This is a genomic window from Streptomyces sp. NPDC056347 (assembly GCF_042262625.1).
In the GTDB taxonomy this organism is placed as follows: Bacteria; Actinomycetota; Actinomycetes; order Streptomycetales; family Streptomycetaceae; genus Streptomyces.
Genome location: NZ_JBHJQP010000018.1, coordinates 18,449 through 44,029 on the forward strand (window position 1 = coordinate 18,449; position 25,581 = coordinate 44,029).

Consider the following 25,581-nt stretch of genomic DNA (forward strand, 5'->3'; position numbering starts at 1 on the left):
CGGCGCTGAGATGCGCGGACCGGGGGCGATCGGCTAGCAAGAGCCCATGGCGGTGTTCGTCGCGCTCGGCGCGTTCCTGATGACCCTGGTGGGCGGCTGGGTGGCCCAGCGCGTTACCGACCGCCGCCATCTGGTGCTCGGTTTCGCCGGCGGCCTGATGCTCGGCGTGGTCGGCCTGGACCTGCTGCCGGAGGCGATCGAGGCCGCGGGCGGGCCGGTCTTCGGCGTCCCGGCCGCCCTGCTGCTGTTCGTCGCGGGCTTCCTTCTCGCCCACCTCGTGGAGCGGCTGCTCGCGGTGCGCCGGGCGGCCCACGGCGCGGGCGAGGAACGGGTGCCGCAGGTCGGGCTCACGGCGGCGGCCGCGATGGTCGGCCACAGCCTGATGGACGGCGTCGCCCTCGGCGCCGCCTTCCAGGTGGGCACCGGCATGGGCGCCACCGTGGCGCTCGCCGTCATCACCCACGACTTCGCCGACGGCTTCAACACCTACACGATCACCAGCCTGTACGGGAACGCCCGACGCAAGGCCCTGCTCATGCTGTTCGCGGACGCCCTGGCCCCGCTGGCCGGCGCCGCGACGACCCTGCTGTTCACCCTTCCGGCCGAACTCCTCGGCTGCTACCTCGGCTTCTTCGGCGGCGCCCTGCTCTATCTCGCCGCCGCCGAGATCCTCCCCGAGGCGCATCACGAGCACCCGGCCCGCTCCACGCTGCTGTGCACGGTGGCCGGGGTCGGCTTCATCTGGCTCGTGGTGGGCATCGCGGACTGAACGACCGGTCCTCACCGGGCGCACCGCTCGACGAAACGGCGGGCCATCCCCGGCTCCGAGGCCCAGTGCGTGTGCAGATAGCTGGCGTGCACCCCGCCCCGTACGAAGCCCTCGACACGCCGCTCGGGCAGGTGCATGCCCCACGCCGGCTCCGCCCCGGCCCCCGGCTCCAGCACGGTCCGGTGGAACTCGTGGCCGCGTACCCGGGTGCCGGGCGCCGCCAGCACACTGTCCGAGACCGCCACCGCCTCCCGGTAGCCCAGCGTCAGCCGCTTCGACATCCGGGCCTCGGCGTCGAGGACCCCGCACATCGGCAGCCCGTCCAGCGAACGCGCCAGGTACAGCAGCCCCGCGCACTCGGCCGCCACCGGCGCCCCGGAGGCCGCGAGCGCCGCGACGGCCTCCCGCAGCGCCGCGTTGGCGGACAGCTCGGCGGCGTACACCTCGGGGAAGCCCCCGCCGATCACCAGGCCCCGAGTCCCCTCGGGCAGCTTCTCGTCACGCAGCGGGTCGAACGGGACGACCTCGGCCCCGGCCGCGGCCAGCAGCTCGGTGTTCTCGGCGTACGAGAAGGTGAACGCCGCACCGGAGGCCACCGCGACGACCGGGGCCGCCCCGCAGGTCACCGGGCCGCCCGAGCGGCCGACCGCCTCCGCCGCGTCCCACACCCCGCCCGGCAGCGGGGGCGCGGACCGGGCCAGCGCCATCAGCGCGTCCAGGTCGCACCCCGCCTCCACCTGCTCCCGCATCGCCTCGACCGCGCCCACCGCGTCGCCCCGCCGCTCGGCCACCGGCACCAGACCCAGGTGCCGCGACGGCACCGCCACCTGCTCGGCCCGCCGCAGCACCCCCAGCACCGGCAGCCCCGACTCGTCCAGCGCGTCCCGCAGCAGCTCCTCGTGGCGCTGCGAACCGACCTTGTTGAGGATCACCCCGCCGATCCGCACCCCCGGGTCCCACGAGGCGAAGCCGTGCACCAGCGCGGCCACCGACCGCGACTGCGAGGACGCGTCGACGACCAGCACCACGGGCGCCCGCAGCAGCTTCGACACCTGGGCGGTCGAGGCCAGTTCGCCCTGCCCCGACGCCCCGTCGTACAGCCCCATCACGCCCTCGACCACCGCCAGGTCGCACCCGGCCGCCCCGTGCGCGAACAGCGGGGCGACCGCGCCGGGGCCGCACATGTAGGCGTCGAGATTGCGCCCCGGCCGCCCCGTGGCCAGCGTGTGGTAGCCGGGATCGATGTAGTCGGGCCCGACCTTGTGCGGGGAAACGGCCAGGCCGCGCCGCGCGAAGGCCGCCATCAGCCCCGTCGCGACGGTGGTCTTGCCGCTGCCCGAGGAGGGCGCGGCGATCACCAGACGTGCGGCCGTCACCGGGAGAACCTCACCATTCGATGCCCCGCTGACCCTTCTGCCCGGCGTCCATCGGGTGCTTGACCTTGGACATCTCGGTCACCAGATCCGCGGCGTCCAGCAGCGCCCGCGGCGCGTTGCGGCCGGTGATGACCACGTGCTGGGTGCCGGGGCGCCCGCGCAGCACCTCGACCACCTCGTCGGTGTCGATCCACCCCCAGTGCATCGGGTACGCGAACTCGTCGAGGACGTAGAGCCGGTACGTCTCGGCGGCCAGGTCGCGCTTGACCTGCTCCCAGCCCTCGCGCGCCGCCTCCTCGTTGTCCATCTGGCCGTCGCGCTGGACCCACGACCAGCCCTCGCCCATCTTGTGCCAGACGACCGGGCCGCCCTCCCCGCTCGCCCCGAGGACCTTCAGCGCGTTCTCCTCGCCGACCTTCCACTTCGCCGACTTGACGAACTGGAACACCCCGATCGGCCAGCCCTGGTTCCAGGCGCGCAGCGCCATCCCGAAGGCCGCCGTCGACTTCCCCTTGCCGACGCCGGTGTGCACCATCAGCAGTGGCCGGTTGCGGCGCTGACGGGTGGTGAGCCCGTCGTCCGGCACGGTGGTCGGCTGTCCCTGCGGCATTACGCGGCCCTCCTGTTGATGTCCCTCTTGTCCGCTTCCCGGACGCCCTTGACGAGTCCGGCGATCGCGTCGGCCCGCAGCTCGTCCAGGGTCACGGCGCTGCCGCCGAGATCCCGGGCCAGCTCGGCCGCGAGCCCGAGCCGTACCGGCCCCGACTCGCAGTCCACGACGACGGACGCGGTGCCCTGCGCGGCGTGCAGCCGCGCCGCCCGGGACGCCAGCGCCACCGGTCCGGGTCCCCCGGTCGCCCGCCCGTCGGTCACCACGACCAGCAGCGGACGGCGCGAGGGGTCGCGCAGCCGCTCCACCCGCAGCACCTCGTGGGCCTTCAGCAGCCCGGCCGCCACGGGGGTGCGCCCGCCGGTCGGCAGCAGCTCCAGCCGGGCCGCCGCCGCGTCCACCGACGACGTCGGCGGCAGCACCACCTCGGCGTCCCGGCCCCGGAAGGTGACCAGCCCGACCTTGTCCCGCCGCTGGTACGCGTCCAGCAGCAGCGACAGCACCGCGCCCTTCACCGCGGCCATCCGCTGCCGGGCCGCCATCGACCCGGAGGCGTCGACCACGAAGAGCACCAGGTTCCCCTCGCGCCCCTCCCGCGTCGCCTGCCGCAGATCGTCCCGCCGGACCACCAGCCCCCGCCCCGACCGCCCGCGCGCCCGCTGGTGCGGGGCGGCGGCCTGCACGGTCGCCGCCAGGTGCAGCCTGGTCAGGGCACCCTCCGGGCGCCGCGCGCCGGTCGTACGCCCGTGCTCGGTACGTGCCCGGGAGCGGCGCCCCGCCGCGCCCTCGCCCAGCCCGGGGACGCTGAGCATCTTCGTACGGAACGGCTCGGTGGCGCCCACCGGCCGCTGTTCGCCGCTCCCGGACGGCCGGCCCCGGCCCTGTTCCGGCCCCTGGCCCTGCTCCGGTACGGACGGGGCGGGCGCGTCGTCGGCGCCCTCCCCAGGGGCCGGCGGTGTGTCGGGGCCGTCGCCCCGCGGCGGTCGGCCGCCGCCACCGGGGCCGTCGGGATCCGGGTCGTCGTCCCCGCCGTTCTGCTCCAGCGCGTCGTCCAGCTTGTCCTCGTCGAGCCCCGGCGCGTCGAAGGGGTTGCGCCGCCGCCGGTGCGGGAGGGCGAGCAGGGCCGCCTGCCGCACGTCCTCGGCGAGCACCTCCGTACGCCCCGCCCACGCGGCCAGCGCCGTGGCCGTCCGCGCCATCACGATGTCCGCCCGCATCCCGTCGACCTCGAACGCCGCGCAGGTCGCCGCGATCTGCCGCAGCGGCGTGTCGCCGAGGACCACCTCGGGCAGCAGCGCCCGCGCGGCGACGATCCGCGCCCGCAGCGCCTCCTCCTCACCGGCCCAGCCGGCCGCGAAGCCCGCCGGGTCGTCGTCGAACGCCAGCCGCCGCCGCACCACCTCGACCCGCTGGTCGGTCTCCCGGGACGCGGCGACCTCCACGGTCAGCCCGAACCGGTCGAGCAGCTGCGGGCGCAGCTCGCCCTCCTCCGGGTTCATCGTCCCGACGAGCAGGAAGCGCGCCGCGTGCCGGACGGAGACACCCTCCCGCTCCACGTACGACGCGCCCATGGCGGCCGCGTCCAGCAGCAGGTCCACCAAGTGGTCGTGGAGCAGGTTGACCTCGTCGACGTAGAGGATGCCGCGGTGCGCGTCGGCCAGCAGCCCCGGCTCGAACGCCTTCACGCCCTCCGCGAGCGCTCGTTCGATGTCGAGCGCCCCCACGAGCCGGTCCTCCGACGCGCCGACCGGCAGCTCCACCATCCGGGCGTCCCGCGGCACACCGGCCCCCGGCTCGTGCGGGCCGTCCGGACACGCCGGGTCGGCCGCCGCCGGATCGCAGGAGAAACGGCACCCGGACACCACGGCCACCGGCGGCAGCAGCGCCGACAGCGCGCGTACGGCGGTGCTCTTCGCGGTGCCCTTCTCGCCCCGCACCAGCACCCCGCCGATGCCCGGCGAGACGGAGTTGAGCAACAGGGCGAGCTGCAGGTCCTGCTGCCCGACGACGGCGGTGAACGGGAAATGCGTACTCACTGGGCGGTCCTTCCTGCGTCTTCTGCGGATGTACGGACACGGCGCCCGGCGCCGCCGGGCGCCCCGGGGGCGACGAACGGGAGCCCGGGCGGCGCGCCCGACTCGATGAGCCGGAGCAGCGCGTCGGTGTCGGCGTGTTCCTCTATCAGGTCGCCGAGGCGGTCGAGCTGCTCCTCGCGCAGCGCGCCGAAGGAGGTGTCGGGGGCGGGGACGAAACGCCGGCCCGCGGCCCGCGCGACCTCGGCCAGGAAGCGGCGGCGGAACGCGTCGCTCTCCAGCGAACCGTGCCAGTGGGTGCCCCACACGGCCCCCACCCGGCAGCCGTCCAGGAACGGCTCGCCGCCGAGCACGTCCGCCACCCCGTGGTGGATCTCGTACCCCTCCACGGGCGCGCCGAGCGCCTCGCCGACCGGCCGGGCCAGGGTCTTCTCCCGGTCGAAGCGGATGTGGACGGGGAGCAGTCCGAGGCCCTCGACCAGACCGGCCCGGGACTCCACCTCGTCCTCGATCCGCTCGCCCAGGAGCTGGAAGCCGCCGCAGATGCCGAGCACCGGCCGCCCCTCGGCCGCGCGGCGCGCCAGCGCGCCGGCGAGGCCGCGCTCCCGCAGCCAGGCCAGCGCCTTCACGGTGCCCCGGGTGCCCGGCACCACGACCAGGTCGGCGTCGGACAGCTCCTCGGCCCGGTCCACGAACCGGACGACCACCCCCGGTTCGGCGGCCAGCGCGTCCACGTCCGTGAAGTTCGACATCAAGGGCACCGCGCACACCGCGACCCGCAGCACGTCCTCCCCGTGCGGCGGCGCGACGAGCGACTCGCGCACCGCCCCGCGCAGCGAGACCCGCAGCCCGTCCTCCTCGTCGATGCCGAGCCCGTGGGCGAAGGGCAGCACCCCGTACGTCGGGCGCCCGGTCAGCCCGCGCAGCATGTCCAGACCGGGCTCCAGCAGCGACACGTCACCGCGGAACTTGTTCACCAGGTAGCCCGCGACCAGTGCCTGGTCCTCGGCGGCCAGCAGCGCCGTCGTACCGAAGAACGACGCGAAGACGCCGCCCCGGTCGATGTCGCCGACCACCACCACCGGGAAGTCCGCCGCCCGGGCGATGCCCATGTTCACGATGTCCGTGCGCCGCAGGTTGATCTCCGCCGGGCTGCCCGCCCCCTCGCAGATCACCGCGTCGTACGTGGCCCGCAGCTGCTCCAGGCAGTCCACGACCGTGCCGAACAGGGCCTCCTGGCGGCCGCCGTGGTAGCCGCGCGCGCTCATCTCGCCGACCGGCTTCCCCATCAGGACGACCTGGCTGGAGCGGTCGCCGCCGGGCTTCAGCAGGACCGGGTTCATCAGCGCGGTCGGCTCGACGCGGGCGGCCTGGGCCTGCATGGCCTGGGCACGCCCGATCTCGGCGCCCTCGCGGGTGACGAACGAGTTCAGCGACATGTTCTGCGCCTTGAAGGGCGCCACCTTCACGCCCCGGCGCACCAGCCAGCGGCAGATGCCCGCCGTGACGACGCTCTTGCCCGCGTCCGAGGTGGTTCCGGCGACCAGCAGTCCGCCGCTCATGAGCTCCTCCGTCCCGTGCCGCGCGGACCCGCCGCCGGGCGCACGCCGATCACCCGTGCACCGGTCCGCGGCACACCGCTCCGCCGCGCGCCGATCCGGCGTACGGCGAGGGCCGCGCCGAGCCGCCCCGCCACGCACACGCCGAGGGCCAGCGCGCCCACCCGCCGCGACAGCCGCACCGCGCGCTCGATGTCCGCGCCCTCCACGGCCCGGCCGCGCTCCCCGTTGAGCACCGGGCGGTGCTCCACCCGGCCGCCGTACGCGAGGGTCCCGCCCAGCCGCACGCCGAGCGCGCCCGCGAAGGCGGCCTCCACCGGGCCCGCGTTGGGGCTCGGGTGCTTGGCCGCATCGGCCCGCCAGGCGTGCAGCGCGCCCCCGGGGCGGCCCCCGGCGGCCACCGCGAGCAGGGCGGTGAGCCGGGCGCCGGGCCAGCCCGCGAGGTCGTCGAGGCGGGCCGAGGCCCAGCCGTAGCGGCGCAGGCGCGGCGACTTGTGGCCGACCATGGCGTCGAGGGTGTTGACGGCGCGGAATCCGGCCAGCCCGGGAACCCCGGCCAGCGCACCCCACACCAGGGCACCGACCACGGCGTCCGAGGTGTTCTCCGCCACGGACTCCACGACGGCGCGGGCGATCTGCGGCCCGTCCAGGGACTGCGGGTCGCGCCCGCACAGATGCGGCAGCCGCTCCCGGGCCAGGGCGAGGTCACCGGCCTCCAGGGCGCCGCCGATGGCCCGCGCCTCCCGGCCCAGGGACGTGCCGCCGACGACGGACCAGGTGGTGGCGGCGGTCAGCGCGACGGAGGCGGCGGGGCTGCGGCGTACCGCGCGGGCGGCCAGGGCGGCACCGCCGGCGGCGGCTCCGGCGCAGACCAGGGTGTGCAGGGCGCCCCAGCCGCGGTGGTCGTGCCACAGGCGGCGCTCGACGCCCGCCGCGGCCCGCCCGAAGGCGGCGACCGGGTGGCCCCTGCGGGGGTCACCGAGCAGCAGGTCGCCGATCAGCCCGGCGGCGGCGCCGTACGCGAAGATGCGGTCGGCTCGCACGGCTCAGCCGGCCGTCGCGCCGCGGAGGATTCTCGTACGGGAGGCCCTGGGGGCTGGGGTGGCGGGCGCATGGCGGCCGGGCATGGCGATATGTCCTCACTCAGGGTCCGCGCCCTGGTTCGACGTGACCGGCGACGAGAGTCTCCTGGCTCCCGGATCCGCGGGCCCCCGGCCTTCCAGCCCGCTCGCGCGCGCCGTGACGTCCGGTGTGGGGGACCGCTCCCCGGTGACAGTGGCGGGACCGCGCCGGATTCGCACCGGCTTCCTCTGCTGTCGCCGTGATTGGCTCCGGCAGTCCACCACGCCCCGTGAAGGCCCGTCAACCTGCCGTTGACCTGCGGTGGCGCAGTGTGCTGATACCCACATCGGGCCGGACACCCGGGGGTGTCCGGCCCGATGTGGGGCGTACGCGGGGCGGTTCAGGCGACGATCAGATAGATGCCGTACCCGACGGCCGCCGCGCACAGCGCGAAGCAGGCGTACGCACCGGCGCGGGCCAGCAGCAGCGAGCCGCCGGAGCCGCCCTGTGCCGCGGGCTCGGCCTGCTTGGAGAGGCCGACGATGCCCAGGGTGAAGAGGCCCACCAGAGCGACGGTGACCACGAGGGAGACGCCGAACACGGAACCGAGGGCTGCCCAGTCGATTTTCATGCTGAATCCTTAGACGGTCGGTGCGGGACCGGTCAGACGGTGGCGGGTCGCGCCGGGTCCTGGGGGGTGCCGGACGCGGCCGGGACGGCGGTCACGACGCTCGCGGCCGCGAGCGGAGCCGTGGCCTGGGCGACGGTGGGCGGCGGGCTGACGGCGGCGATGGCCGTGGTGACGACCCCGGCGGGCTCGGCGGGGACCCCGGCCACGGCCCCGGCGTCCGCCGGGGCGACGTCGCCGTGGCCGACCGGCTTGCGGCGGGAGAGCAGCCAGATGGAGCCGGAGCCCAGGACCAGCAGCGCCGCCACGACGACGACACCCCAGGTGCCCTGCTTGGTGAGCAGCTCCGCGCCCGCCCCGACCAGGCCGGCGGCCGGCAGGGTCAGACCCCAGGCGACGAACATCCGGGTGGCGGTGGACCAGCGGACCACCCCGCCCTGACGGCCCAGACCCGCACCCATCACGGCGCCGGAGCAGGACTGGGTGGTGGAGAGCGAGAAGCCGAGGTGCGAGGAGGCCAGGATGACCGTGGCCGCACTGGTCTGGGCGGCGAAGCCCTGCGGCGGCCTGAGGTCGGTGAGGCCGCTGCCCATGGTGCGGATGATGCGCCAGCCGCCCAGGTAGGTGCCGAGCGCGATGGCCATGCCGGCGGAGACGATCACCCAGACCGGGGGGTTGGCCCCGGGGTGCAGGACCCCGCCGGTGACCAGGGCCAGTGTGATGATGCCCATGGTCTTCTGCGCGTCGTTGGTGCCGTGGGCCAGGGAGACCAGTCCGGCCGAGGCGATCTGACCGGCCCGGTAGCCCTTGGCGGTGGCCTTCTCCTGGGCCTCGTTGCGGATCTTCCCGCCGATCCGGTACGTCAGCCGGGTGGCCAGCAGCGCGGCGAGACCGGCGACGATCGGGGCGGCGACCGCGGGGAGCAGCACCTTGGTGACGACGGTGCCGCCGTTGACGGACGACCAGCCCGCCGACATCACGGCCGCGCCGATCAGACCGCCGAACAGGGCGTGCGACGAGCTGGACGGCAGCCCGACCAGCCAGGTCAGCAGATTCCACAGAATGGCGCCGACGAGTGCCGCGAAGATCACTTCTGTGCGCAGCCCGTCCTCGTTGATGATCCCGCCGGAGATCGTCTTGGCGACCTCCACCGACAGGAACGCGCCGACGAGATTGAGAACGGCGGACATGGCCACCGCGGTCTTCGGTCTGAGTGCACCGGTCGAGATGGTGGTCGCCATCGCGTTCGCGGTGTCGTGGAAACCGTTCGTGAAATCGAACACTAGAGCTGTCACGATCACAATCGCGAGGAGCAGCGTGATGTGTTCCATTTACCCAGGCAATCGTTCGACGTCATTGGCATGTGGACCGTAGGCAACCTGGGTAAACGGAAGATGAACTGGGGAGGGCACTGTGGTGACTCCAACCGGAGTCACATCATTCCGTTTCCGTTCGGGGCCGTTCCCTCGGACGAGTGGAACGCCCAGGTCCGATCGGCCCCGTACCCATCACCTCCCCGGACTGACAGGATCGGTCCATGAGCGATCAGCTTCGGCGTATGAGCGATCAGCAATGTGACGAGATCGGGCGGGCCTGGGACGGCGTCGTCGCCACCGCGCGCCGGACGGCGGCCGAGGGGCTCGTCGTCGGAACCTCGGGGAACGTGTCGGCGCGGGTCGGCTCCACGATCCTGGTCACACCGAGCGGAGTGCCCTACGACCGGCTGGGCCCCGAGGACGCCGTGGGCGTCGATCCGGAGGGCAACCGCCTCTTCGGCACGATGGCCCCGACCAGCGAGCTCCCGCTCCACCTCGCCGTCTACCGGAACACCGACGCCGCCGCCGTCGTCCACACCCACGCGGTCCACGCCACGGCCGTCTCCACCCTGGTCACCGAGATCCCCCCGGTCCACTACGCCGCCGCCATGCTCGGCGGCCCCGTCCGCGTCGCCGCCTACGCCCGCTACGGCACCCCGGAACTGGCCGGGCACATGCTCACCGCCCTGCGGGACCGCACGGGCTGCCTGCTCCGCAACCACGGCACCGTCACCTACGGAGCCACCCTGGACCAGGCGTACGACCGGACCGCCCAGCTGGAATGGCTCTGCCGGCTCTGGCTCGCCGCGAGCTCCGTCCCCGGACGCTCCCCGAGCCTGCTCACCCCGGAGCAGCTCGACGAGGTGGGCGAGGCGCTCAAGGGGTACGGACAGCCGGGCTGACCCGACCGGCCCAGCGGACGGCCCCGTCCGCTGGCCGCGCGCCCCGCCCGCCACGACACTGGAGCCGTGCGCCCGGCAACGATCACGGCAGCAGCCGTCACCACGGTCCTCGGCGTCGGCGCGGCGGCGGTCGCGGCCGGCCGGTACGCCAGCGACGCCGCCCTCAGGGCCCCGGCCGGGCGGCCGCTCCCCGCCGACCGCAGACTCACCGTCCACGCCACGGCGGCCGGGCAGGTCACCCTCACCCGCTCCTTCACCGCCCTGCGCCCCGGTACGTACGGACTGGTCGGCGACGACGTCCACGCCGTGGTCGGCCCGGTGATCGAACACGCCCACCACGCCCCCGACACCGTCGTCCGCCGGCTGGAACGCGTGGACCGGGGCACCCTGGAGCCCGGCGCCAAGGTCCGCGTCACTCCGCAGCTCCACAGCGGCGACCCCTTCACCGCCCTCGGCCTAGGCCACAAGGAGGTCGAGATCCCCGGCGAACTCGGCGTCCTGCCCGCCTGGTTCGTACCCGGCCCCCGCGACACCTGGGTCATCACCGTGCACGGCCTCGGCACCACCCGGGAACACCCCATGAACCTCATGGGATTCCTGCACGAGCTGCGGCTGCCCGTGCTCGACCTCGCCTACCGCGGCGACGCCGGAGCCCCGCGCTCCCCGGACGGCCTCTCCCGTCTCGGCGAATCCGAGTGGCGCGACCTGGACGCCGCGATCCGCTTCGCCGTCCGGTACGGGGCCCGGAAGGTCGTCCTGCACGGCTGGTCCACCGGCGCCTCGATGGCACTGCACGCGGCCGTCGACTCCGCCCTGCGCGACCGGATCGGCGGGCTCGTCCTGGACTCCCCGGTGCTGGACTGGGCCGCCACCCTGCGCGCCCTGGCCGCCGCCCGCGGCGTCCCGGCCGTCCTGCTGCCGCTCGCCCTCCGCGCGGCCGAGGGCCAGACCGGACTGCACGGCGCCCGGCTCCTCGACGACACCCTCGCCCGGGCCCTGAACGCCCCGACCCTGATCTTCCACGGCCCCGACGACCAGCTCTCGCCCTGGCAGCCGACCCGCGACCTCGCCGACCGCCGCCCCGACCTGATCGCCCTGCACACCGTCCCGCAGGCACCGCACGCGGCGATGTGGAACGCCGACCCGGCCCGCTACGAGGAGACCCTGCGCCGCTTCCTGACTCCTCTGATGTGACCGGTGACATGACCCGGCCGATCCGCCCGGCGATACGACCGCCGGCCCGGGAGCGCGCCCGGTGACGTGACCCGGCGGGAGAGCTGATGTGACCCGATGGGAGGGGATCGGCCCCTTTTGGTCCCGGACCCCGTTCATCGGCCGCTCCACCGGGAATTCGGGTTCCGTTTGGGCTTTCGGGCCGTCAGGGGCAAGACTGCTACCCGTGACGTCCCGTAACCCGCGCGACTCCAGGCTGCGACTTGTCCGCCCGCGACCCCTTGCCACCGCTCGCAAGGCCGTGACCACCCGGCGCACCAGGCCGGCCCCCCGCCCGCCGGAGGGCACCCCACCCCGGTCGGAACTGGCCCGCCAGGCCAGGACCGCTCTCGCCGACGCCGTACGCATCGCCCGCTGGGCGGCCGACGGCGCGGCCCCCGGCACACCCCCCCTCGCCGCCCAGGCGCTCCAACGGGCCGCGACCGCTCTGGAACTGTCCCCGGCCCAGGTGCGCTCCGGCTGGGACCGGGCCAGGCTCGCCGGACTGGTCGAACTGCACGGCGACACCGCACGCCCCGGCTGGCGGCTGCGCGCCTGGGACCGGGACGACTCCGCCGTGCTCCGCGGCTGGGTGGCGCTCTTCGACGCCTGGTCGCTCGTCCACCCGGCACCCGCGGACCTGGAATCCACCGCCGTCGCCGAGGCCGTCGAAGCGGTGCCCCAGGTTCTCTCCCTCCTCCAGCTCTCGGCGGGCCCGGTCACCGTGCCCGCGCTGCTGGACCTGCTCGGCCAGCGCGTCGCCGAACTCCGCGAGGAGCGCTGCGAGGTGCCCTACGGTCCGCAGCCGCTGCCCGGACCGGCCGAACCCGCCCCGCCCGCCGACCCCGCCGCCCTGCTGGACTGGGCCCTGGAGGGGCTGGCCGCCGTCGGCGCGCTCACCCTCGCCGCCGACCACGCCACCCTCACCCCGCTCGGCAACTGGGCGGTCTGGGTCAAGCTGGAACAGATCTGCGTCGCGGCCCAGAGCCCGGCCGGGAACATCGAGCAGTCCGCCGCCGACATGCTCCTGGGCTGCGCCCGGCTCACCCCCGGCCCGGCCCGCGACGAGTACCGGGCCTGGCTGGCCGCCCGCCCCGTCGGCAGCGCCGTCGCCGAACTCCTCGACGTCGCCCGAGGCGAGGACGCCCTCCTGCGCGGGCTCGCCTTCGAGGCGCTCCGGGTCGTCGGCGCCTCCGCCGAGCCCGAGGTCCGCGCCGTCCTCACCGACTCCTCGCTGCGCCCCTACGCGCTGCTCTGGCTGGCCGAGTACGACGGGGCCGACCCCGAGGACGCCCCCGACGTCCTCAGCCGCGAGGAGGCCACCTGGCTCTGGGTCGACACCGCGGCGGCCGTCGCCGACCACGGCGAGACCGGGCTGCTGGTCCGCCACCTCGACTCGGCCGTCCAGGGCACCGTCCCGGCCCTGCTGGAGGAGGTGCGCGCCGTCGGTCACCCGCGCACCGTGCAGGTGCTGGTGGCCCTGGCCGCCGCGCATCCGGACCCCGCGCTGGCCAAGGCGGTACGCCGGGCCGCGTTCCAGGTGCACACCGGCGGCGCCTGACGCCCCGCACCGGGCGGCGGCCCCGGGTCTGCTGCCCGGAGGCCCGCCGACCCGGCGCGTACGCACCGAAGCGCCGCGCGGGCCGACCCGCCCGTGTGATCTGCCTCTCATTTCTCCGCCGGGCGCCGCCGGTGCCGGTGCTCAGCGGAAGGTGTCGCAGGAGGCCAGGTCGCCCTCGCGGTAGCCGGTGGTGAACCACTGCTGGCGCTGGGCGGCCGAGCCGTGCGTCCAGGACTCCGGGGTGACCCGGCCCTGGAACCTCTCCTGGATGCGGTCGTCGCCGACCGCGGCCGCCGCGTCGAGCCCGTCCCGGACGTCCGCCCGGGTCAGCGAGGTGATGAGCGGACGCCCGGTCGACTCGTCCGGCGTGGTCGTCGCGTGGTGGGCCCAGACCCCGGCGTAGCAGTCCGCCTGGAGCTCCACCCGGACGGAGTTGCTGTTCGCGCCGGTCCGGCCGTCCTGGGACCGCTGGAGCGTCCCGAGCAGATCCTGTACGTGGTGGCCGTACTCGTGGGCGACGACATAGGCTTGGGCGAACGGGCCGCCGCTGGAGCCGAACTTCGTCCGCAGCTCGTCGAAGAACCCCAGGTCCAGATAGACCTGCCGGTCACCGGGGCAGTAGAACGGCCCGACCGCCGAGGTGGCGGCGCCGCACGCGGTGCCGATCCGGTCGCTGAACAGGACCGTCCTCGACGGCGTGTACGCGGCCCCGCGCTGCCGGAACTCCTGCTTCCAGTAGTCCTGCACGCTGTTGACCACCGCCACGATCCGGCAGTCGTCCCGGGTGTTCGCGTCCCGCCCGGTCCGGCAGGACTGCTCCACCTGGGCGGCCGTGGACGAGGTCGGTGCCGTGTCCGGACCGCCGGACGACAGGCCGAGCTGTTCGGGCCCGAGGCCGAAGAACAGTCCCAGCAGCAAGGCGATGATCCCGACGATGCCGCCGCCCACGGTGGCCCGGCCGCCCGGGATCCGGCTGCCGCGCACGTCCTGGACCTCGGACGTGTCCAGGCCGGCGTCGTCGTCGAACTGCATGGGGCACCGCCTCGCGCTCCGGTCATCGGGGTCCCCCGCCTCCGCCGAGTATCGGACAGGTCACACCACAACGCCCTTTTTCGGCCGTGCGGCGGCGCGGTGCCGGGCAGGTGCCGGGGGTGTGCACGGAAAAGCAGTTGCATACCGCCAGTAGAATGGCCGCATGGCAATTCTCCTTGTGCATTAGCGGCGTCGAGACATCTCCGCCCTCGTCCCGTAAGCCGTCCAACCGCCCTGGAGTATTACCGTGATCACCGCCTCCGGCGTCGAGCTGCGTGCCGGCGCCCGCATCCTCATCGAGTCCGCCTCCTTCCGCATCGCGAAGGGTGACCGCATCGGCCTCGTGGGCCGCAACGGAGCGGGCAAGACCACGCTCACCAAGTGCCTCGCGGGCGAGGGCAGCCCCGTCGGCGGCACGATCACCCGCTCCGGCGAGGTCGGCTACCTCCCGCAGGACCCCCGCACCGGCGACCTCGACGTGCTGGCCCGCGACCGCATCCTCTCCGCCCGCGGCCTCGACGAGATCCTGCGCAGGATGCGGGAGAACGAGGACCGGATGGCGAACGGCAAGGGCGCCACCCGCGAGAAGGCCATGAAGAAGTACGAGCGGCTGGAGACGGAGTTCCTCACCAAGGGCGGATACGCCGCCGAGGCCGAGGCCGCCACCATCGCCGCCGCGCTCAGCCTGCCCGACCGGGTGCTCGGCCAGCCGCTCCACACGCTCTCCGGCGGTCAGCGCCGCCGCGTCGAGCTGGCCCGCATCCTCTTCTCGGACGCCGACATCCTGCTGCTCGACGAGCCGACCAACCACCTCGACGCCGACTCGATCGCCTGGCTGCGCGACTACCTCAAGAACTACCGAGGCGGCTTCATCGTGATCTCCCACGATGCCGAGCTCGTCGAGACGGTCGTCAACAAGGTCTTCTACCTCGACGCCAACCGCTCGCAGATCGACATCTACAACATGGGCTGGAAGCTCTACCAGCAGCAGCGCGAGGCCGACGAGAAGCGCCGCAAGCGCGAGCGGCAGAACGCCGAGAAGAAGGCCGCGGCCCTCAACTCCCAGGCCGACAAGATGCGAGCCAAGGCCACCAAGACCGTCGCCGCGCAGAACATGGCCAAGCGCGCCGAGCGACTGCTCTCCGGGCTGGAGGCGGTCCGCGTCTCCGACAAGGTCGCCAAGCTCCGCTTCCCGGAGCCCGCCCCCTGCGGCAAGACCCCCCTGATGGCGGAGGGCCTGTCCAAGTCGTACGGCTCGCTGGAGATCTTCACCGACGTCGACCTCGCCATCGACAAGGGCTCCCGGGTCGTCATCCTCGGCCTCAACGGCGCGGGCAAGACCACCCTGCTCCGCCTCCTCGGCGGCGCCGAGAAGCCCGACACCGGCCGGGTCGTCGAGGGCCACGGTCTCAAGCTCGGCTACTACGCCCAGGAGCACGAGACCCTCGACCCGGACCGCACGGTCCTGGAGAACATGCGCTCCGCGGCGCCCGACCTCGACCTCGTCGACGTCCGCAAGACGCTGGGCTCCTTCCTCTTCTCCGGCGACGACGTCGACAAGCCCGCCGGGGTCCTCTCCGGCGGCGAGAAGACCCGTCTCGCCCTGGCGACCCTGGTGGTCTCCTCCGCCAACGTGCTGCTCCTGGACGAGCCGACGAACAACCTCGACCCGGCCAGCCGCGAGGAGATCCTCGGCGCGCTGCGCACGTACAAGGGCGCCGTCGTGCTCGTCACGCACGACGAGGGAGCGGTCGAGGCCCTCCAGCCGGAGCGCATCATCCTGCTGCCCGACGGGGTCGAGGACCTGTGGGGCGCGGACTACCGGGACCTGGTCGCGCTCGCCTGATCCGGCCCGCCGCCCGTGCGGTCCCACCTGCCTGGATCATTCGGCCTACGCGTGATCCATCATCTGCGTGAGGGCGTCTCGTACCCGGTCGCAGGGCCCGGCGCGAACCCGCCGGGCCCACCCGTATGGCGGGCCGTACCGCCCGGACGGCCCTGACCTGCCCATTCGTCCTGAACGGTGCCCCACCTACCGCCACAACCCCACGGAATACGGGATTCCGGACAGGTTCGGCCCTTCTCCGGCGGCGAACGCGCGCGCACGGACCTTGCCGAATGGGTGGCCAGGAAGCCCTTGAGGGGTGATCATGAGAAGTCCAGAGCGCACTTCCCATGAGGAGGCACGGGTGGCCGAGACTCTGAAGAAGGGCAGCCGGGTGACCGGCGCCGCGCGCGACAAGCTCGCGGCAGACCTGAAGAAGAAGTACGACTCCGGTGCGAGCATCCGGGCGTTGGCCGAAGAGACCGGCCGCTCCTACGGATTCGTCCACCGGATGCTCAGCGAGTCCGGAGTCACGCTGCGGGGACGCGGCGGAGCGACACGGGGCAAGAAGGCCGCCACGGCCTGACGGCCCCGGTGTCCGGGGCAGGCCGCAGGGCCCGTCCCGGGGCTCATCGGTTCGGTGTGCCACCCGGTCGGCAGCGATGCGGACCGGGTGGTTACTGTTCAGTCACTTAGCTCCGCACGTTGACTGAACCGATCCGGAGGCGCCCCATGACCTCGCTCGACCCCGTGCTCGACAAGGACGGCGTACGACTCACCGTCGACGACGCGGTCGCCACGGTGACCCTCACCAATCCGGCCAAGCGCAACGCCCAGTCTCCCGCTCTGTGGCGGGCGTTGACGGAAGCCGGCCGGGCGCTGCCCGGCAGCGTGCGGGTCGTCGTGCTCCGCGGTGAGGGCAAGTCCTTCTCCGCGGGCCTCGACCGGCAGGCGTTCACCCCCGAGGGGTTCGACGGTGAGCCGTCCTTCCTCGACATGGCGCGCGGCTCGCAGGACGAGCTCGACGCGACCATCGCCGAGTACCAGGAGGCGTTCACCTGGTGGCGCCGCAACGACCTCGTGTCGATCGCGGCCGTCCAGGGGCACGCGATCGGTGCCGGTTTCCAGCTCGCCCTCGCCTGCGATCTGCGGATCGTCGCCGAGGACGTGCAGTTCGCCATGCGCGAGACCAGCCTCGGCCTGGTGCCCGACCTCACCGGCACGCATCCCCTGGTGCACCTGGTGGGGTACGCCCGCGCGCTCGAGATCTGCGCCACCGGCCGCTTCGTGCACGCCGAGGAGGCCGGGCGCACCGGGCTGGCCAATCTCGTGGTGCCCGCCGATGAGCTGGACGCGGCGGCCCGGGACCTGGCCGGCGCGCTGCTGGCCGCCCCGCGCGACGCCGTGGTGGAGACCAAGGCGCTGCTGGGCGGTGCCGTTTCGCGCGGCTACGAGGAGCAGCGCGTCGCCGAGCGTGCCGCACAGGGCCGCCGGCTGCGCGACCTGGCGGGCCTCGCCGACTGAGTCCGGGGGCCGCGCGGGGCGGCCCGGACCCCGGACCCGTCCCGCGCTCAGTCCCGCTCGACCACCGCGGTTACCAGCACCGCGACCGGGGGCGTCGCCGCCGCGGCGGCCACCGCGCCCCGTACCGCGAGGGCCACGTCGAGTGCCCGGTGGTCCGCGTCCGTCGCCAGCGCGATCTTGATCCGGTCCGGGGACCGGCGCACCGGGTGTCCGGGCTCCCGGGTGAGTGTCACCACGCCCGCAACGCCCGCCGCCGCTTCCTCCGCCGCGCCCTTCGCCGCCACCCCGTGCACCCGGGAATCCGGGGGCAAGGCGGGCCCGGCCGGTGCCGCGTCCAGCAGCTCCGTCACCCGGATGTCCACCGCGCCCACCACCAGGCCGAGCCGCCGGTCGGCCGCCGCCAGCAGCGCCGAGCGCAGCGCCTCGGCCGATTCGGGCAGGGGCCGCCCGGCCACCGCCGACATGGCCGCCTCGATCCGCAGCGCCCCCGTCTCCGGGCGGGCCGTGCTGATCCGGACCGCCCCGAGCACCGGGCCCGGTCCCGGCCCCGCCACCGCACGGCGCAGCACGGCGACCGCCGTCCGCTCGGCGATCCAGGCCCCGTCCGCCGGGCCGCCCAGCGGCAGCAGCCGTCCGGGGCCCGGAGGCCGTCGGGAGCGGGCCGACGCGACCCGGACGGCCCGCCCCGCCCTCTGCCGGTCCGCCGCCGTCCGTCCCTCGGCCCCGCGCGGGCCGTCAGCCGTGGTCATTTCCCCAGCCTGCCGCATCCATGGCGCGAGACCGGGCAAGCACACCTAGTGTGGGCAAAGAGGTGCAAATCCGCCCGAAGGGAAACACGGTGATGACCGAAACCACGCAGCGGAACCGGTCCGAGAACCCCGACAAGGAAGCGAGCCCGCTCACCAAGCGTGGCCAGGGCGCTGCCGCCACCCGCGGCCGTACGACCATCGCCGACGGGGTGGTCGAGAAGATCGCGGGCATGGCGGCCCGTGACGTGGTCGGCGTCCATGCGATGGGCAGCGGCCTCTCACGGACCTTCGGCGCGGTGCGCGACCGGGTGCCCGGCGGCGGCAAGTCCGTCACCCGGGGGGTGAAGGCGGAGGTCGGGGAGTCCCAGACCGCGCTCGACCTGGAGATCGTCGTCGACTACGGCGTCTCGATCGGCGAGGTCGCCCGAGACGTACGGGAGAACGTGGTCGCCGCGGTCGAGCGGATGACCGGGCTGGAGGTCGTCGAGGTCAACATCGCGGTCAGCGACGTGAAGCTGCCCGACGAGACCGATGACGACGACCAGCCCGAGCCGCGTCTCCAGTAGCCCGTCGCAGTCAGTGAGCCGAGGAGCGCACGATGAACATGGCGGTGGTCGGCATGGTGGCCGGCATGGCACTCGGATTCGCCGGGTACTTCGGCGGCTTCGGGGCCTTCCTGCTGGTGGCCGCCCTCGGAGCGGTCGGCTTCGTCGTCGGCCGCTTCCTGGAGGGCGATCTGGAGCCCGGTGACTTCTTCCGGAGTCGCGAGCGCGACGACCGGCGCCGGTGACGGCCGTGCCGGGAACGAGCGGCCGGATCGCGGCGGCGGAGCGCGGGGAGACCCGGATCGCCGACCGGGTGGTCGCCAAGATCGCCGCACAGGCGGCGAAGGAGGCGGTCGACGAACAGCCCGAGGAGGCTGTCGCACCGCGCGCCACGGTCACGGTGCACCGCGACACCGCCCGCGTCCGGGTGAGCCTGGAGCTCGGCTACCCCTGCGACATCGGCCGCCGGTGCGGCGGGGTGCGCCGCCGGGTCGTCGAACGGGTGAGGGCACTGGCGGGGATGGACGTGCCCGAAGTGATCGTTCAGGTCGAGCGCCTGCATCCGACCGGTGCGGGCACCGCGGCGCGGGGGAGGGTCCGATGACCGAGCCCCACGGACCCGGCGGAACGGAGCAGCGTGAGGGCGAGGTCCTCCAGATCGATCCGTCCGGCTCGTCCGCCTCGTACGACCCCGCGCCCGCGCGCAGGGCGCGGAGCGGCCGGACGGGCCGCTTCTGGTCGCCGCGCCGCATCCCCGCGGCGCTCCTCGCGCTCGTGCTCCTCGGCGGCAGCGGGCTGCTGCTCTACGACGTGGCGGCGGTACGGGCCGGCCGGCCGGCGATGCGGTGGCGCCGGGTCCTCGCCGGCGAACTGGCCGAACGCCCGCTCTCCAGCCCCTGGCTGCTCGGCCTCGCCGCCCTCGCCGTACTGATCGGCCTGTGGCTGCTCGTGCTGGCCGCCACTCCGGGCCTGCGCGCCCTGCTGCCGATGCGCCGCGACCGCCCCGGCGTCCGGGCCGCGCTCGACCGCTCCGCCGCCGCCCTGGTGCTGCGCGACCGGGCCGTCGAGGTGGCCGGGGTGCAGTCGGTACGGGTCCGGATGGGCCGGGGCCGGGCCGCGGTGCGCGCCGTGTCGCACTTCCGCGAACTCGACGACGTACGGGCCGATCTGGACACCGTGCTCCGGACCGGGATCAGGGAGCTGGGGCTGGCCAGGCCGCCGGGCCTGACCGTCCAGGTGCGCCGGCCCGCGAAGAAGGGGTGAACCCGTTGCTCAGGACCGTCAACCGGGTACTGCTGGGCCTGGCCGGGCTGGTGATGGTCTGCGGCGGCGGCGCGGTGCTCGCCGCCGGGGCCGGCCTCGCCGTGCCGTCCTGGTGGCCCTGGCACGGCGGGGACGACGTGCTGCTCTCCGCGGCGGACCGGGACCGCTGGCGCGGGGAGGGCTGGTGGTGGCCGGTGGTCATCGCCGTCCTCGCCGTCGTGGTGGTGCTCGCCCTGTGGTGGCTGCTGGCCCAGCTGCGCCGCGCCCGCCTCGCCGAGGTGCTGGTGGACAGCGGTGACGGCGAGGGGGCGCGCCTGCGCGGCCGGGCCCTGGAGGCGGCGCTCGCCGCGGAGGCGGGGACGCTGGACGGGGTGGCCCGCGCCCGGGTCGCGCTGACCGGGCGGCGTGGCGCACCCCGGGCCCGGATCGGTCTGCTGATGGAGCCGCACGCGGCGCCGGACGAGGCGCTCGGCCGCCTCACGGACGAGGCGCTGGCCCATGCGCGCGATGCGGCGGGGCTGGCCGAGCTGCCCGCCGAGGTGCGGCTGAGGGCGGTCGGGCACCGCGCCGAGCGGGTGAGCTGACCGGCGCCGGCCGGGGGTGGCCCGGCCTCAGAAGCCGTGCCGGTAGCCGCCGTCGACCGGCAGCATGATGCCGGTCAGGTACGAGGCCGCGGGCGACAGCAGGAACGCCGCGGCCCGGCCGAACTCCTCCGGAGTGCCGTACCGGCGCAGCGGGATCTGCGCCGAGCTCGCCGCCCTGGCCGCCTCCGCGTCGCCCGAGAGGGCGTCCAGCTCCCGTACCCGGTCCGTGTCGATCCGGGCCGGGAGCACCCCCACCACCCGGATGCCCCGGGGACCGAGCTCGTCCGCCAGGGACTTGGCGAAGCCTGCGAGGCCCGGCCGGAGCCCGTTGGAGATGGTGAGCCCGGGGATCGGCTCGTACACGGAGCCGGAGAGCACGAAACCGATCACCCCGCCCTCGCCGAGCACCGCCGCCGCGGCCCTGGCGAGCCGCACCGCGCCCAGGAACACCGAATCGAAGGCGGACTGCCACTGCTCGTCGGTGTTGTCGGCGACGAAACCGGGTGCCGGGCCGCCGACGCTGATGAGGATGCCGTCCAGCCGCCCGAACCGCTCGTGCGCCGCCTCCATCAGCCGCCGCGCGGAATCGGGGTCGGCGTTGTCGGCGGCGAGACCGACCGCGTCCGGCCCCAGCTCGGCGGCGGCCGCCTCGGCGCGCCCCGCGTCACGGCCGGTGATGACCACCTTCGCGCCGTCGGCGGCGAGCACCCGCGCCGTGGCGTTGCCCAGCCCCCGGGTCGCTCCGGTGACGATGTACGCACGGTCCTTCAGTCCAAGATCCATGCCCCTATCCTGCCGCGTCGGGCTCCAGGGTGTCCTCACCGGCCAGCGCCATGGCGGTGCCCACCAGCCCGATGTGGCTGAACGCCTGCGGGAAGTTGCCCAGCTGACGGCGGCCGACGGTGTCGTACTCCTCGGCGAGCAGCCCCACGTCGTTACGGAGCTCCAGCAGCCGTTCGAAGAGATCCCGGGCCTCTTCCGCCCGCCCGGTCATGATCAGGGCGTCGGCCAGCCAGAACGAGCAGGCCAGGAACGCCCCTTCGCTGCCGGGAAGCCCGTCGATCGAGGCGCCGTCCGTGCTGTAGCGGCGCAGCAGGCAGCCGCGGCCCAGCTCGGCCCGGACCGCGTCGACGGTCCCGATCAGCCGGGGATCGTCCGGCGGCAGGAAGCCGGTCCGGGCGATCAGGAGGGTCGCGGCGTCCAGGTTCCGGGAGCCGTAGGACTGCGTGAAGGTGTTCCGCACCGGGTCGTAACCCCGCTCGCAGACCTCCCGGTGCACCGCGTCCCGCATCGTCCGCCACCGCTCGGCGTCACCGGCCAGCGCGGGATTGCTCTCCAGCGTGCGTACGGCGCGGTCGGCGGCGACCCAGGCCATCACCTTCGAGTGCACGAAGTGGCGGCGCTGGCCGCGGATCTCCCACAGCCCCTCGTCCGGTTCGCGCCAGGTGGACTCCAGGAAGCCGAGCAGGCTGAGCTGGAGGTTCCAGGCGTGCGGCTTGTCGTCCAGGCCCGCCTCGCGGGCGAGCCGCAGCGAGTCGATGACCTCCCCGTACACATCGAGCTGGCGCTGGCGGACCGCCGCGTTGCCGATCCGGACCGGGGCGGAGTTCTCGTATCCGCGCAGCCACGGCAGCTCCGCCTCGGGCAGTCTGCGTTCGCCCGAGAGCCCGTACATGATCTGGAGGTCGGCCGGGTCCCCGGCGACCGCCCGCAGCAGCCAGTCCCGCCAGGCGGCGGCCTCCTCCAGATATCCGGCCGAGACGAGGGCGCCGAGGGTCAGGGTGGAGTCCCGCAGCCAGCAGAAGCGGTAGTCCCAGTTCCGTACGCCGCCGATCTCCTCCGGCAGCGAGGTGGTGGGCGCCGCCACGATGCCGCCGGTCGGGCCGAAGGTCAGCGCCTTCAGCGTGATCAGCGAGCGGATCACCGCCTCGCGGTAGGGCCCCCGGTACTTGCACCGCGCCGACCACTCGGCCCAGTCGGACAGGGTGTTCTCCAGCGCCTCGTGCGGGTCGACCAGATCGGGACGGGGCGAGTGGGAGGGATGCCAGGTCAGTACGAACGCCACCTTCTCGCCCGCCGTGACGGTGAACGAGGAGCAGGTGGAGAACTGCTGGCCCCAGGTCTTGACCGGCGGATCGCTGCGCAGCCAGGCCGAGTCGGGCCCCGCGACCGCCACCCGGTGGCCCTGCGAGCGGCGCACCCACGGCACCACCGAGCCGAAGTCGAAGCGCAGCCGGATCACCGAGCTCATCTCGACGGTGCCGCTGACCCCCTCGACGATCCGCATCACATCGGGTTCCCTGTCCCGCTGCGGCATGAAGTCGATGACCTTGACGGTGCCGGTACGGGTCTCCCAGAAGGTCTCCAGGACCAGCGACTCACCCGCGTAGCCGCGCCGGGTGCAGACCTCCGCGCCCTTCGGGGCGATCCGCCAGTGGCCGTTCTCCTCGTCGCCGAGCAGCGCGGCGAAGCAGGCGCCCGAGTCGAAGCGGGGCAGGCACAACCAGTCGACGGAACCGTCTCTGCCGACCAGGGCCGCCGTCTGGAGATCGCCGATGAGGGCGTAGTCCTCGATGCGTGGGGTCACGTTCTGCCGTGTTCCCGGACCTGCGGCAGGTTAAGCAGACCCGGACGGCAGGGGTCACCCGGCCGGGACGCCGTGCCCGGCATCCGGCGGACACGGCGGGCATGACCGGTACGGCTGGGTGCGACTGGTACGGCGGGTGTGGTCGGTGGAGGCGTCAGGCCGTGGCCGGTTCCGGCTTCTCCGGCTCGGCGGGCTGTTCCCCGGCGGCCTCCTTCGCCGCGGCCTCCAGCCGGTCGCGCTTCTCGCGACGGGCCAGGACCACGTATCCGACCGGGACTCCGGCGGCGAAGAGCCACCACTGCACGGCGTACGCCATGTGCGGGCCGATCGAGCCGGAGTCCGGGGTCTCGATCAGCTCGGGGGAGCCGCCGGTGGGCTCGGGGGCGGTCAGTTCGACGTACCCGCCGAGCACCGGCCGGGAGAGCCGCTCGGCCTCCTGGGCGCTGTTGATCAGCATGACCTGACGGTCCGGGAGGTCGGAGATGTCCTTGATGCCGCTGGTGCCGGTCGTCTCGTCGGCCTTCAGCCGTCCGGTGATCGTCACCTCGCCCTCGGGCGTGAGCGGTACGTCCGGGAAGGCGCTCTGGCTGGCGGCGGAAGGTACCCAGCCGCGGTTGACCAGGACCGTGCCGCCGCCCTTGAGGTCGAACGGGATCAGTACGTGGACCCCGATCCGGCCGTCGGTCGACGTCCGGCGGCGCACCACCACCTCGTGCGTGGCGTCGTACGTGCCGGTGGCCGTCACCGTCCGCCAGTAGTCGGAGCGCGGAACGGTGTGCCCCGGGGAGGTGAGCGAGGCGACCGGAACCGGCTTCGCCTTGAGGTTGCGGGAGATCAGGGCGTTCTGCGCGACCCTGTGCTCGTGCCGGTGCAGCTGCCAGAAGCCCAGCTCGACCATCGTGGGAATCAGGACGAGGACGAGGAGGGCGAGAGCCATCCACTGCCGGGTCAACAGGAAGCGGTACACCCCACGACCGTACAACCGCGTCGTGGGGCGCCGTGCGCAGGGGTGGGTGGAAGCGGGCCCGGGGGGCAAAGGGGCCGTCGCTCAGACCTTGTCGATGATGCCCACCTTCCCCTCGGCGCGGGCGCAGTGGCCGCCGCAGAACCAGTGCCCGTCGACCTCCACGCCCTGGCCGATGATCTGGACCCGGCAGTGCTCACAGATGGGCGCCATCCGGTGAATGGCGCAGGAGAAGCAGTCGAAGACATGCACCGCGCCCTGCGCGTGCACCTCGAAGGACATGCCGTAGTCGTTTCCGCAAACCTCGCAACGTGCCATGCGCCACAGGGTGGAGCGGGAGGACGGCGACGGGCGAGCGGCGGCCGGGCGAGTCGCGCCGGTTCACTCCGATGACGGCGCGGCCTGCCGGGCCGTTGCCGGTGCCACGTCGCGCAGCAGGTGGGTGAAGGCGCTCTCGTCCACGACCGGAGTGCCGAACGACTTCGCCTTGACCGTCTTCGTCGTCGCCGAATCCGGGTCGTTGGTGACCAGCAGGCTGGTCAGCCGGGACACGCTGGTGGCCACGTGCAGCCCGGCCTCCACGGCCCGGTCCTCCAGCAGCTCGCGGTCTATGGAGGTGTCCCCGGAGAAGGCCACCCGCATCCCCTGCATCAGCGGCTTGTCCTTCTCGTACCGCCCCGGGTTGGGATACGGGCACGCCGGGCGCTTGCGCGACGGGCGCCAGCTGCCGTGACCGTACGAGGACTGGTAGCCGACCCTCGGCGTGACCGGCGAATCCGACCACTCGGTCAGCGGCCGGCACTCCAGCAGCGGCAGCCGCACCCCGTCCCGCGCCGCCGCGTGCAGGCTCGGCCGGAACGCCTCGGCCAGCACCCGGGCATCGTCCAGCGCGTGGTGGGCGCGCTGCTGCACGACGCCGAAATGCGCGGCCAGCGACTCCAGCTTGTGGTTGGGCAGCGGCAGCCGCAGCTCCTTGGCCAGCGCGATGGTGCACAGCCGCTGCTCGACGGGGGCGACGACCGAGGCCCGTGCGTACTCCCGGGCCAGCATCGACCAGTCGAACGCCGCGTTGTGCGCGACGAGCACGCGGCCGGTGAGCCGCTCCGAGAGCTGGGCGGCGATCTCCGGGAAGAGCGGCGCGCCCTCCAGCACCTCGCTGGTCAGCCCGTGGATCCAGACCGGGCCGGGATCACGCTCGGGGTTGACCAGGGTGTACCAGTGGTCCTCGACATCGCCCTGCGCGTCCAGACGGTAGACGGCGGCGGACACTATCCGGTCGTCCCGGGCGAGCCCGGTGGTCTCCACGTCGACGACCGCGTACCCCTGCGGGTAGGCGGTCGGCCACTGTGCTGCGGTCTGGCGGTCGTCGAGCATGGTCACAGAGAATACGGGCCGCCACTGACAGTCTCCTATTCGGGAACGACCCGGTCCCCTGTTCGGGAAGGGCCGGACCAGTCCGCCGGGGCGCCGCGGGACACCC

Annotated in this window: 26 protein-coding genes and 1 riboswitch; of the genes, 12 read left to right on the forward strand and 14 right to left on the reverse strand. The window is 74.1% G+C overall.

Translation table 11 applies throughout. The features are described from left to right. The first annotated feature begins 46 nt into the window (after positions 1 to 46). A complete protein-coding gene (locus ACFCV8_RS07000) occupies positions 47 to 769 on the forward strand; it encodes a ZIP family metal transporter (protein ID WP_376684230.1) in 723 nt (240 codons plus the stop codon). 11 nt (positions 770 to 780) lie between these two features. On the opposite strand, the gene ACFCV8_RS07005 is transcribed toward ACFCV8_RS07000, so the two are convergent. The 7 genes from ACFCV8_RS07005 to ACFCV8_RS07035 all read right to left on the reverse strand — a co-directional run bounded on the left by ACFCV8_RS07005 (position 781) and on the right by ACFCV8_RS07035 (position 9,368). Continuing rightward, a complete protein-coding gene (locus tag ACFCV8_RS07005; protein WP_376684231.1) occupies positions 781 to 2,145 on the reverse strand; it encodes a cobyrinate a,c-diamide synthase in 1,365 nt (454 codons plus the stop codon). 10 nt (positions 2,146 to 2,155) lie between these two features. Further along, entirely contained in the window at positions 2,156 to 2,755 is a 600-nt protein-coding gene (gene cobO, locus ACFCV8_RS07010; protein ID WP_376684232.1) for a cob(I)yrinic acid a,c-diamide adenosyltransferase, read from the reverse strand. Next, entirely contained in the window at positions 2,755 to 4,791 is a 2,037-nt protein-coding gene (locus ACFCV8_RS07015; RefSeq protein ID WP_376684233.1) for a putative cobaltochelatase, read from the reverse strand. The genes cobO and ACFCV8_RS07015 overlap by 1 nt, the downstream gene beginning before the upstream one ends. After that, positions 4,788 to 6,350, reverse strand: coding sequence for a cobyric acid synthase (locus tag ACFCV8_RS07020; RefSeq protein WP_376684234.1), 1,563 nt, complete (start codon positions 6,348 to 6,350; stop codon positions 4,788 to 4,790). The genes ACFCV8_RS07015 and ACFCV8_RS07020 overlap by 4 nt, the downstream gene beginning before the upstream one ends. Then, the gene (locus ACFCV8_RS07025; RefSeq protein ID WP_376684235.1) at positions 6,347 to 7,390 is read right to left on the reverse strand and encodes a cobalamin biosynthesis protein; all 1,044 of its coding nucleotides are present in this window, start codon (positions 7,388 to 7,390) and stop codon (positions 6,347 to 6,349) included. The genes ACFCV8_RS07020 and ACFCV8_RS07025 overlap by 4 nt, the downstream gene beginning before the upstream one ends. 138 nt (positions 7,391 to 7,528) lie before the next feature. After that, positions 7,529 to 7,659: riboswitch (cobalamin riboswitch) on the reverse strand. 150 nt (positions 7,660 to 7,809) lie between these two features. Beyond that, the gene (locus ACFCV8_RS07030; RefSeq protein WP_376684236.1) at positions 7,810 to 8,040 is read right to left on the reverse strand and encodes a hypothetical protein; all 231 of its coding nucleotides are present in this window, start codon (positions 8,038 to 8,040) and stop codon (positions 7,810 to 7,812) included. A 32-nt stretch (positions 8,041 to 8,072) separates the two neighbouring features. After that, entirely contained in the window at positions 8,073 to 9,368 is a 1,296-nt protein-coding gene (locus ACFCV8_RS07035) for an anion permease (protein WP_376684237.1), read from the reverse strand. Positions 9,369 to 9,595: 227 nt separating this feature from the next. On the opposite strand from ACFCV8_RS07035, the gene ACFCV8_RS07040 reads away from it, so the two are divergent. The 3 genes from ACFCV8_RS07040 (at position 9,596) to ACFCV8_RS07050 (ending at position 13,028) form a co-directional block, all read left to right on the forward strand. Beyond that, positions 9,596 to 10,255, forward strand: coding sequence for a class II aldolase/adducin family protein (locus ACFCV8_RS07040; protein WP_376684238.1), 660 nt, complete (start codon positions 9,596 to 9,598; stop codon positions 10,253 to 10,255). Between the two features lie 66 nt (positions 10,256 to 10,321). Further along, the gene (locus tag ACFCV8_RS07045) at positions 10,322 to 11,449 is read left to right on the forward strand and encodes an alpha/beta hydrolase (protein WP_376684239.1); all 1,128 of its coding nucleotides are present in this window, start codon (positions 10,322 to 10,324) and stop codon (positions 11,447 to 11,449) included. Between the two features lie 280 nt (positions 11,450 to 11,729). Beyond that, entirely contained in the window at positions 11,730 to 13,028 is a 1,299-nt protein-coding gene (locus tag ACFCV8_RS07050; protein ID WP_376684267.1) for a hypothetical protein, read from the forward strand. Between the two features lie 141 nt (positions 13,029 to 13,169). Here the strand turns inward: ACFCV8_RS07050 and ACFCV8_RS07055 are convergent, their stop codons facing one another. After that, the gene (locus ACFCV8_RS07055; protein WP_376684240.1) at positions 13,170 to 14,060 is read right to left on the reverse strand and encodes a neutral zinc metallopeptidase; all 891 of its coding nucleotides are present in this window, start codon (positions 14,058 to 14,060) and stop codon (positions 13,170 to 13,172) included. Between the two features lie 247 nt (positions 14,061 to 14,307). Here ACFCV8_RS07055 and ACFCV8_RS07060 point away from each other — a divergent pair, with 247 nt between their 5' ends. From ACFCV8_RS07060 to ACFCV8_RS07070, 3 genes are all read left to right on the forward strand, one after another. Continuing rightward, the gene (locus ACFCV8_RS07060) at positions 14,308 to 15,906 is read left to right on the forward strand and encodes an ABC-F family ATP-binding cassette domain-containing protein (RefSeq protein ID WP_376684241.1); all 1,599 of its coding nucleotides are present in this window, start codon (positions 14,308 to 14,310) and stop codon (positions 15,904 to 15,906) included. 343 nt (positions 15,907 to 16,249) lie between these two features. Continuing rightward, the gene (locus ACFCV8_RS07065) at positions 16,250 to 16,471 is read left to right on the forward strand and encodes a helix-turn-helix domain-containing protein (protein WP_018518904.1); all 222 of its coding nucleotides are present in this window, start codon (positions 16,250 to 16,252) and stop codon (positions 16,469 to 16,471) included. A 146-nt stretch (positions 16,472 to 16,617) separates the two neighbouring features. Then, the gene (locus ACFCV8_RS07070; protein WP_376684242.1) at positions 16,618 to 17,409 is read left to right on the forward strand and encodes an enoyl-CoA hydratase/isomerase family protein; all 792 of its coding nucleotides are present in this window, start codon (positions 16,618 to 16,620) and stop codon (positions 17,407 to 17,409) included. Between the two features lie 47 nt (positions 17,410 to 17,456). Here the strand turns inward: ACFCV8_RS07070 and ACFCV8_RS07075 are convergent, their stop codons facing one another. Continuing rightward, positions 17,457 to 18,158 carry a hypothetical protein gene (locus tag ACFCV8_RS07075; RefSeq protein ID WP_376684243.1) on the reverse strand — a complete coding sequence of 234 codons (702 nt, stop codon included), beginning with the start codon at positions 18,156 to 18,158 and terminating at the stop codon, positions 17,457 to 17,459. A gap of 92 nt (positions 18,159 to 18,250) precedes the next feature. Between ACFCV8_RS07075 and ACFCV8_RS07080 the strand changes: the two genes are divergently transcribed. The 5 genes from ACFCV8_RS07080 to amaP are packed head-to-tail and all read left to right on the forward strand — an operon-like array spanning position 18,251 to position 20,550. Next, the gene (locus ACFCV8_RS07080; protein WP_376684244.1) at positions 18,251 to 18,724 is read left to right on the forward strand and encodes an Asp23/Gls24 family envelope stress response protein; all 474 of its coding nucleotides are present in this window, start codon (positions 18,251 to 18,253) and stop codon (positions 18,722 to 18,724) included. 32 nt (positions 18,725 to 18,756) lie between these two features. Further along, entirely contained in the window at positions 18,757 to 18,948 is a 192-nt protein-coding gene (locus tag ACFCV8_RS07085; protein WP_376684245.1) for a hypothetical protein, read from the forward strand. Beyond that, on the forward strand, positions 18,945 to 19,307 hold the full coding sequence (locus ACFCV8_RS07090; protein WP_376684246.1) for a hypothetical protein: 363 nt from the start codon (positions 18,945 to 18,947) through the stop codon (positions 19,305 to 19,307). The genes ACFCV8_RS07085 and ACFCV8_RS07090 overlap by 4 nt, the downstream gene beginning before the upstream one ends. After that, positions 19,304 to 19,966 carry a DUF6286 domain-containing protein gene (locus tag ACFCV8_RS07095; RefSeq protein ID WP_376684247.1) on the forward strand — a complete coding sequence of 221 codons (663 nt, stop codon included), beginning with the start codon at positions 19,304 to 19,306 and terminating at the stop codon, positions 19,964 to 19,966. Before ACFCV8_RS07090 ends, ACFCV8_RS07095 begins: the two co-directional genes overlap by 4 nt. 5 nt (positions 19,967 to 19,971) lie before the next feature. Further along, positions 19,972 to 20,550, forward strand: a complete 579-nt coding sequence (amaP, locus tag ACFCV8_RS07100) for an alkaline shock response membrane anchor protein AmaP (RefSeq protein ID WP_376684268.1) — start codon at positions 19,972 to 19,974, stop codon at positions 20,548 to 20,550. A 27-nt stretch (positions 20,551 to 20,577) separates the two neighbouring features. Here the strand turns inward: amaP and ACFCV8_RS07105 are convergent, their stop codons facing one another. From ACFCV8_RS07105 to ACFCV8_RS07125, 5 genes are all read right to left on the reverse strand, one after another. Continuing rightward, the gene (locus ACFCV8_RS07105; RefSeq protein WP_376684248.1) at positions 20,578 to 21,333 is read right to left on the reverse strand and encodes an SDR family oxidoreductase; all 756 of its coding nucleotides are present in this window, start codon (positions 21,331 to 21,333) and stop codon (positions 20,578 to 20,580) included. 4 nt (positions 21,334 to 21,337) lie between these two features. Continuing rightward, positions 21,338 to 23,137, reverse strand: a complete 1,800-nt coding sequence (locus tag ACFCV8_RS07110) for a glycoside hydrolase family 15 protein (RefSeq protein ID WP_376684249.1) — start codon at positions 23,135 to 23,137, stop codon at positions 21,338 to 21,340. 154 nt (positions 23,138 to 23,291) lie between these two features. Beyond that, positions 23,292 to 24,104 carry an SURF1 family protein gene (locus ACFCV8_RS07115; RefSeq protein WP_376684250.1) on the reverse strand — a complete coding sequence of 271 codons (813 nt, stop codon included), beginning with the start codon at positions 24,102 to 24,104 and terminating at the stop codon, positions 23,292 to 23,294. Positions 24,105 to 24,185: 81 nt separating this feature from the next. Beyond that, positions 24,186 to 24,419: a hypothetical protein gene (locus ACFCV8_RS07120; protein WP_072482991.1), complete on the reverse strand. Its 234-nt coding sequence runs from the start codon at positions 24,417 to 24,419 to the stop codon at positions 24,186 to 24,188. Between the two features lie 63 nt (positions 24,420 to 24,482). Beyond that, on the reverse strand, positions 24,483 to 25,481 hold the full coding sequence (locus ACFCV8_RS07125; protein WP_376684251.1) for a DEDDh family exonuclease: 999 nt from the start codon (positions 25,479 to 25,481) through the stop codon (positions 24,483 to 24,485). Between the last annotated feature and the right edge of the window lie 100 nt (positions 25,482 to 25,581).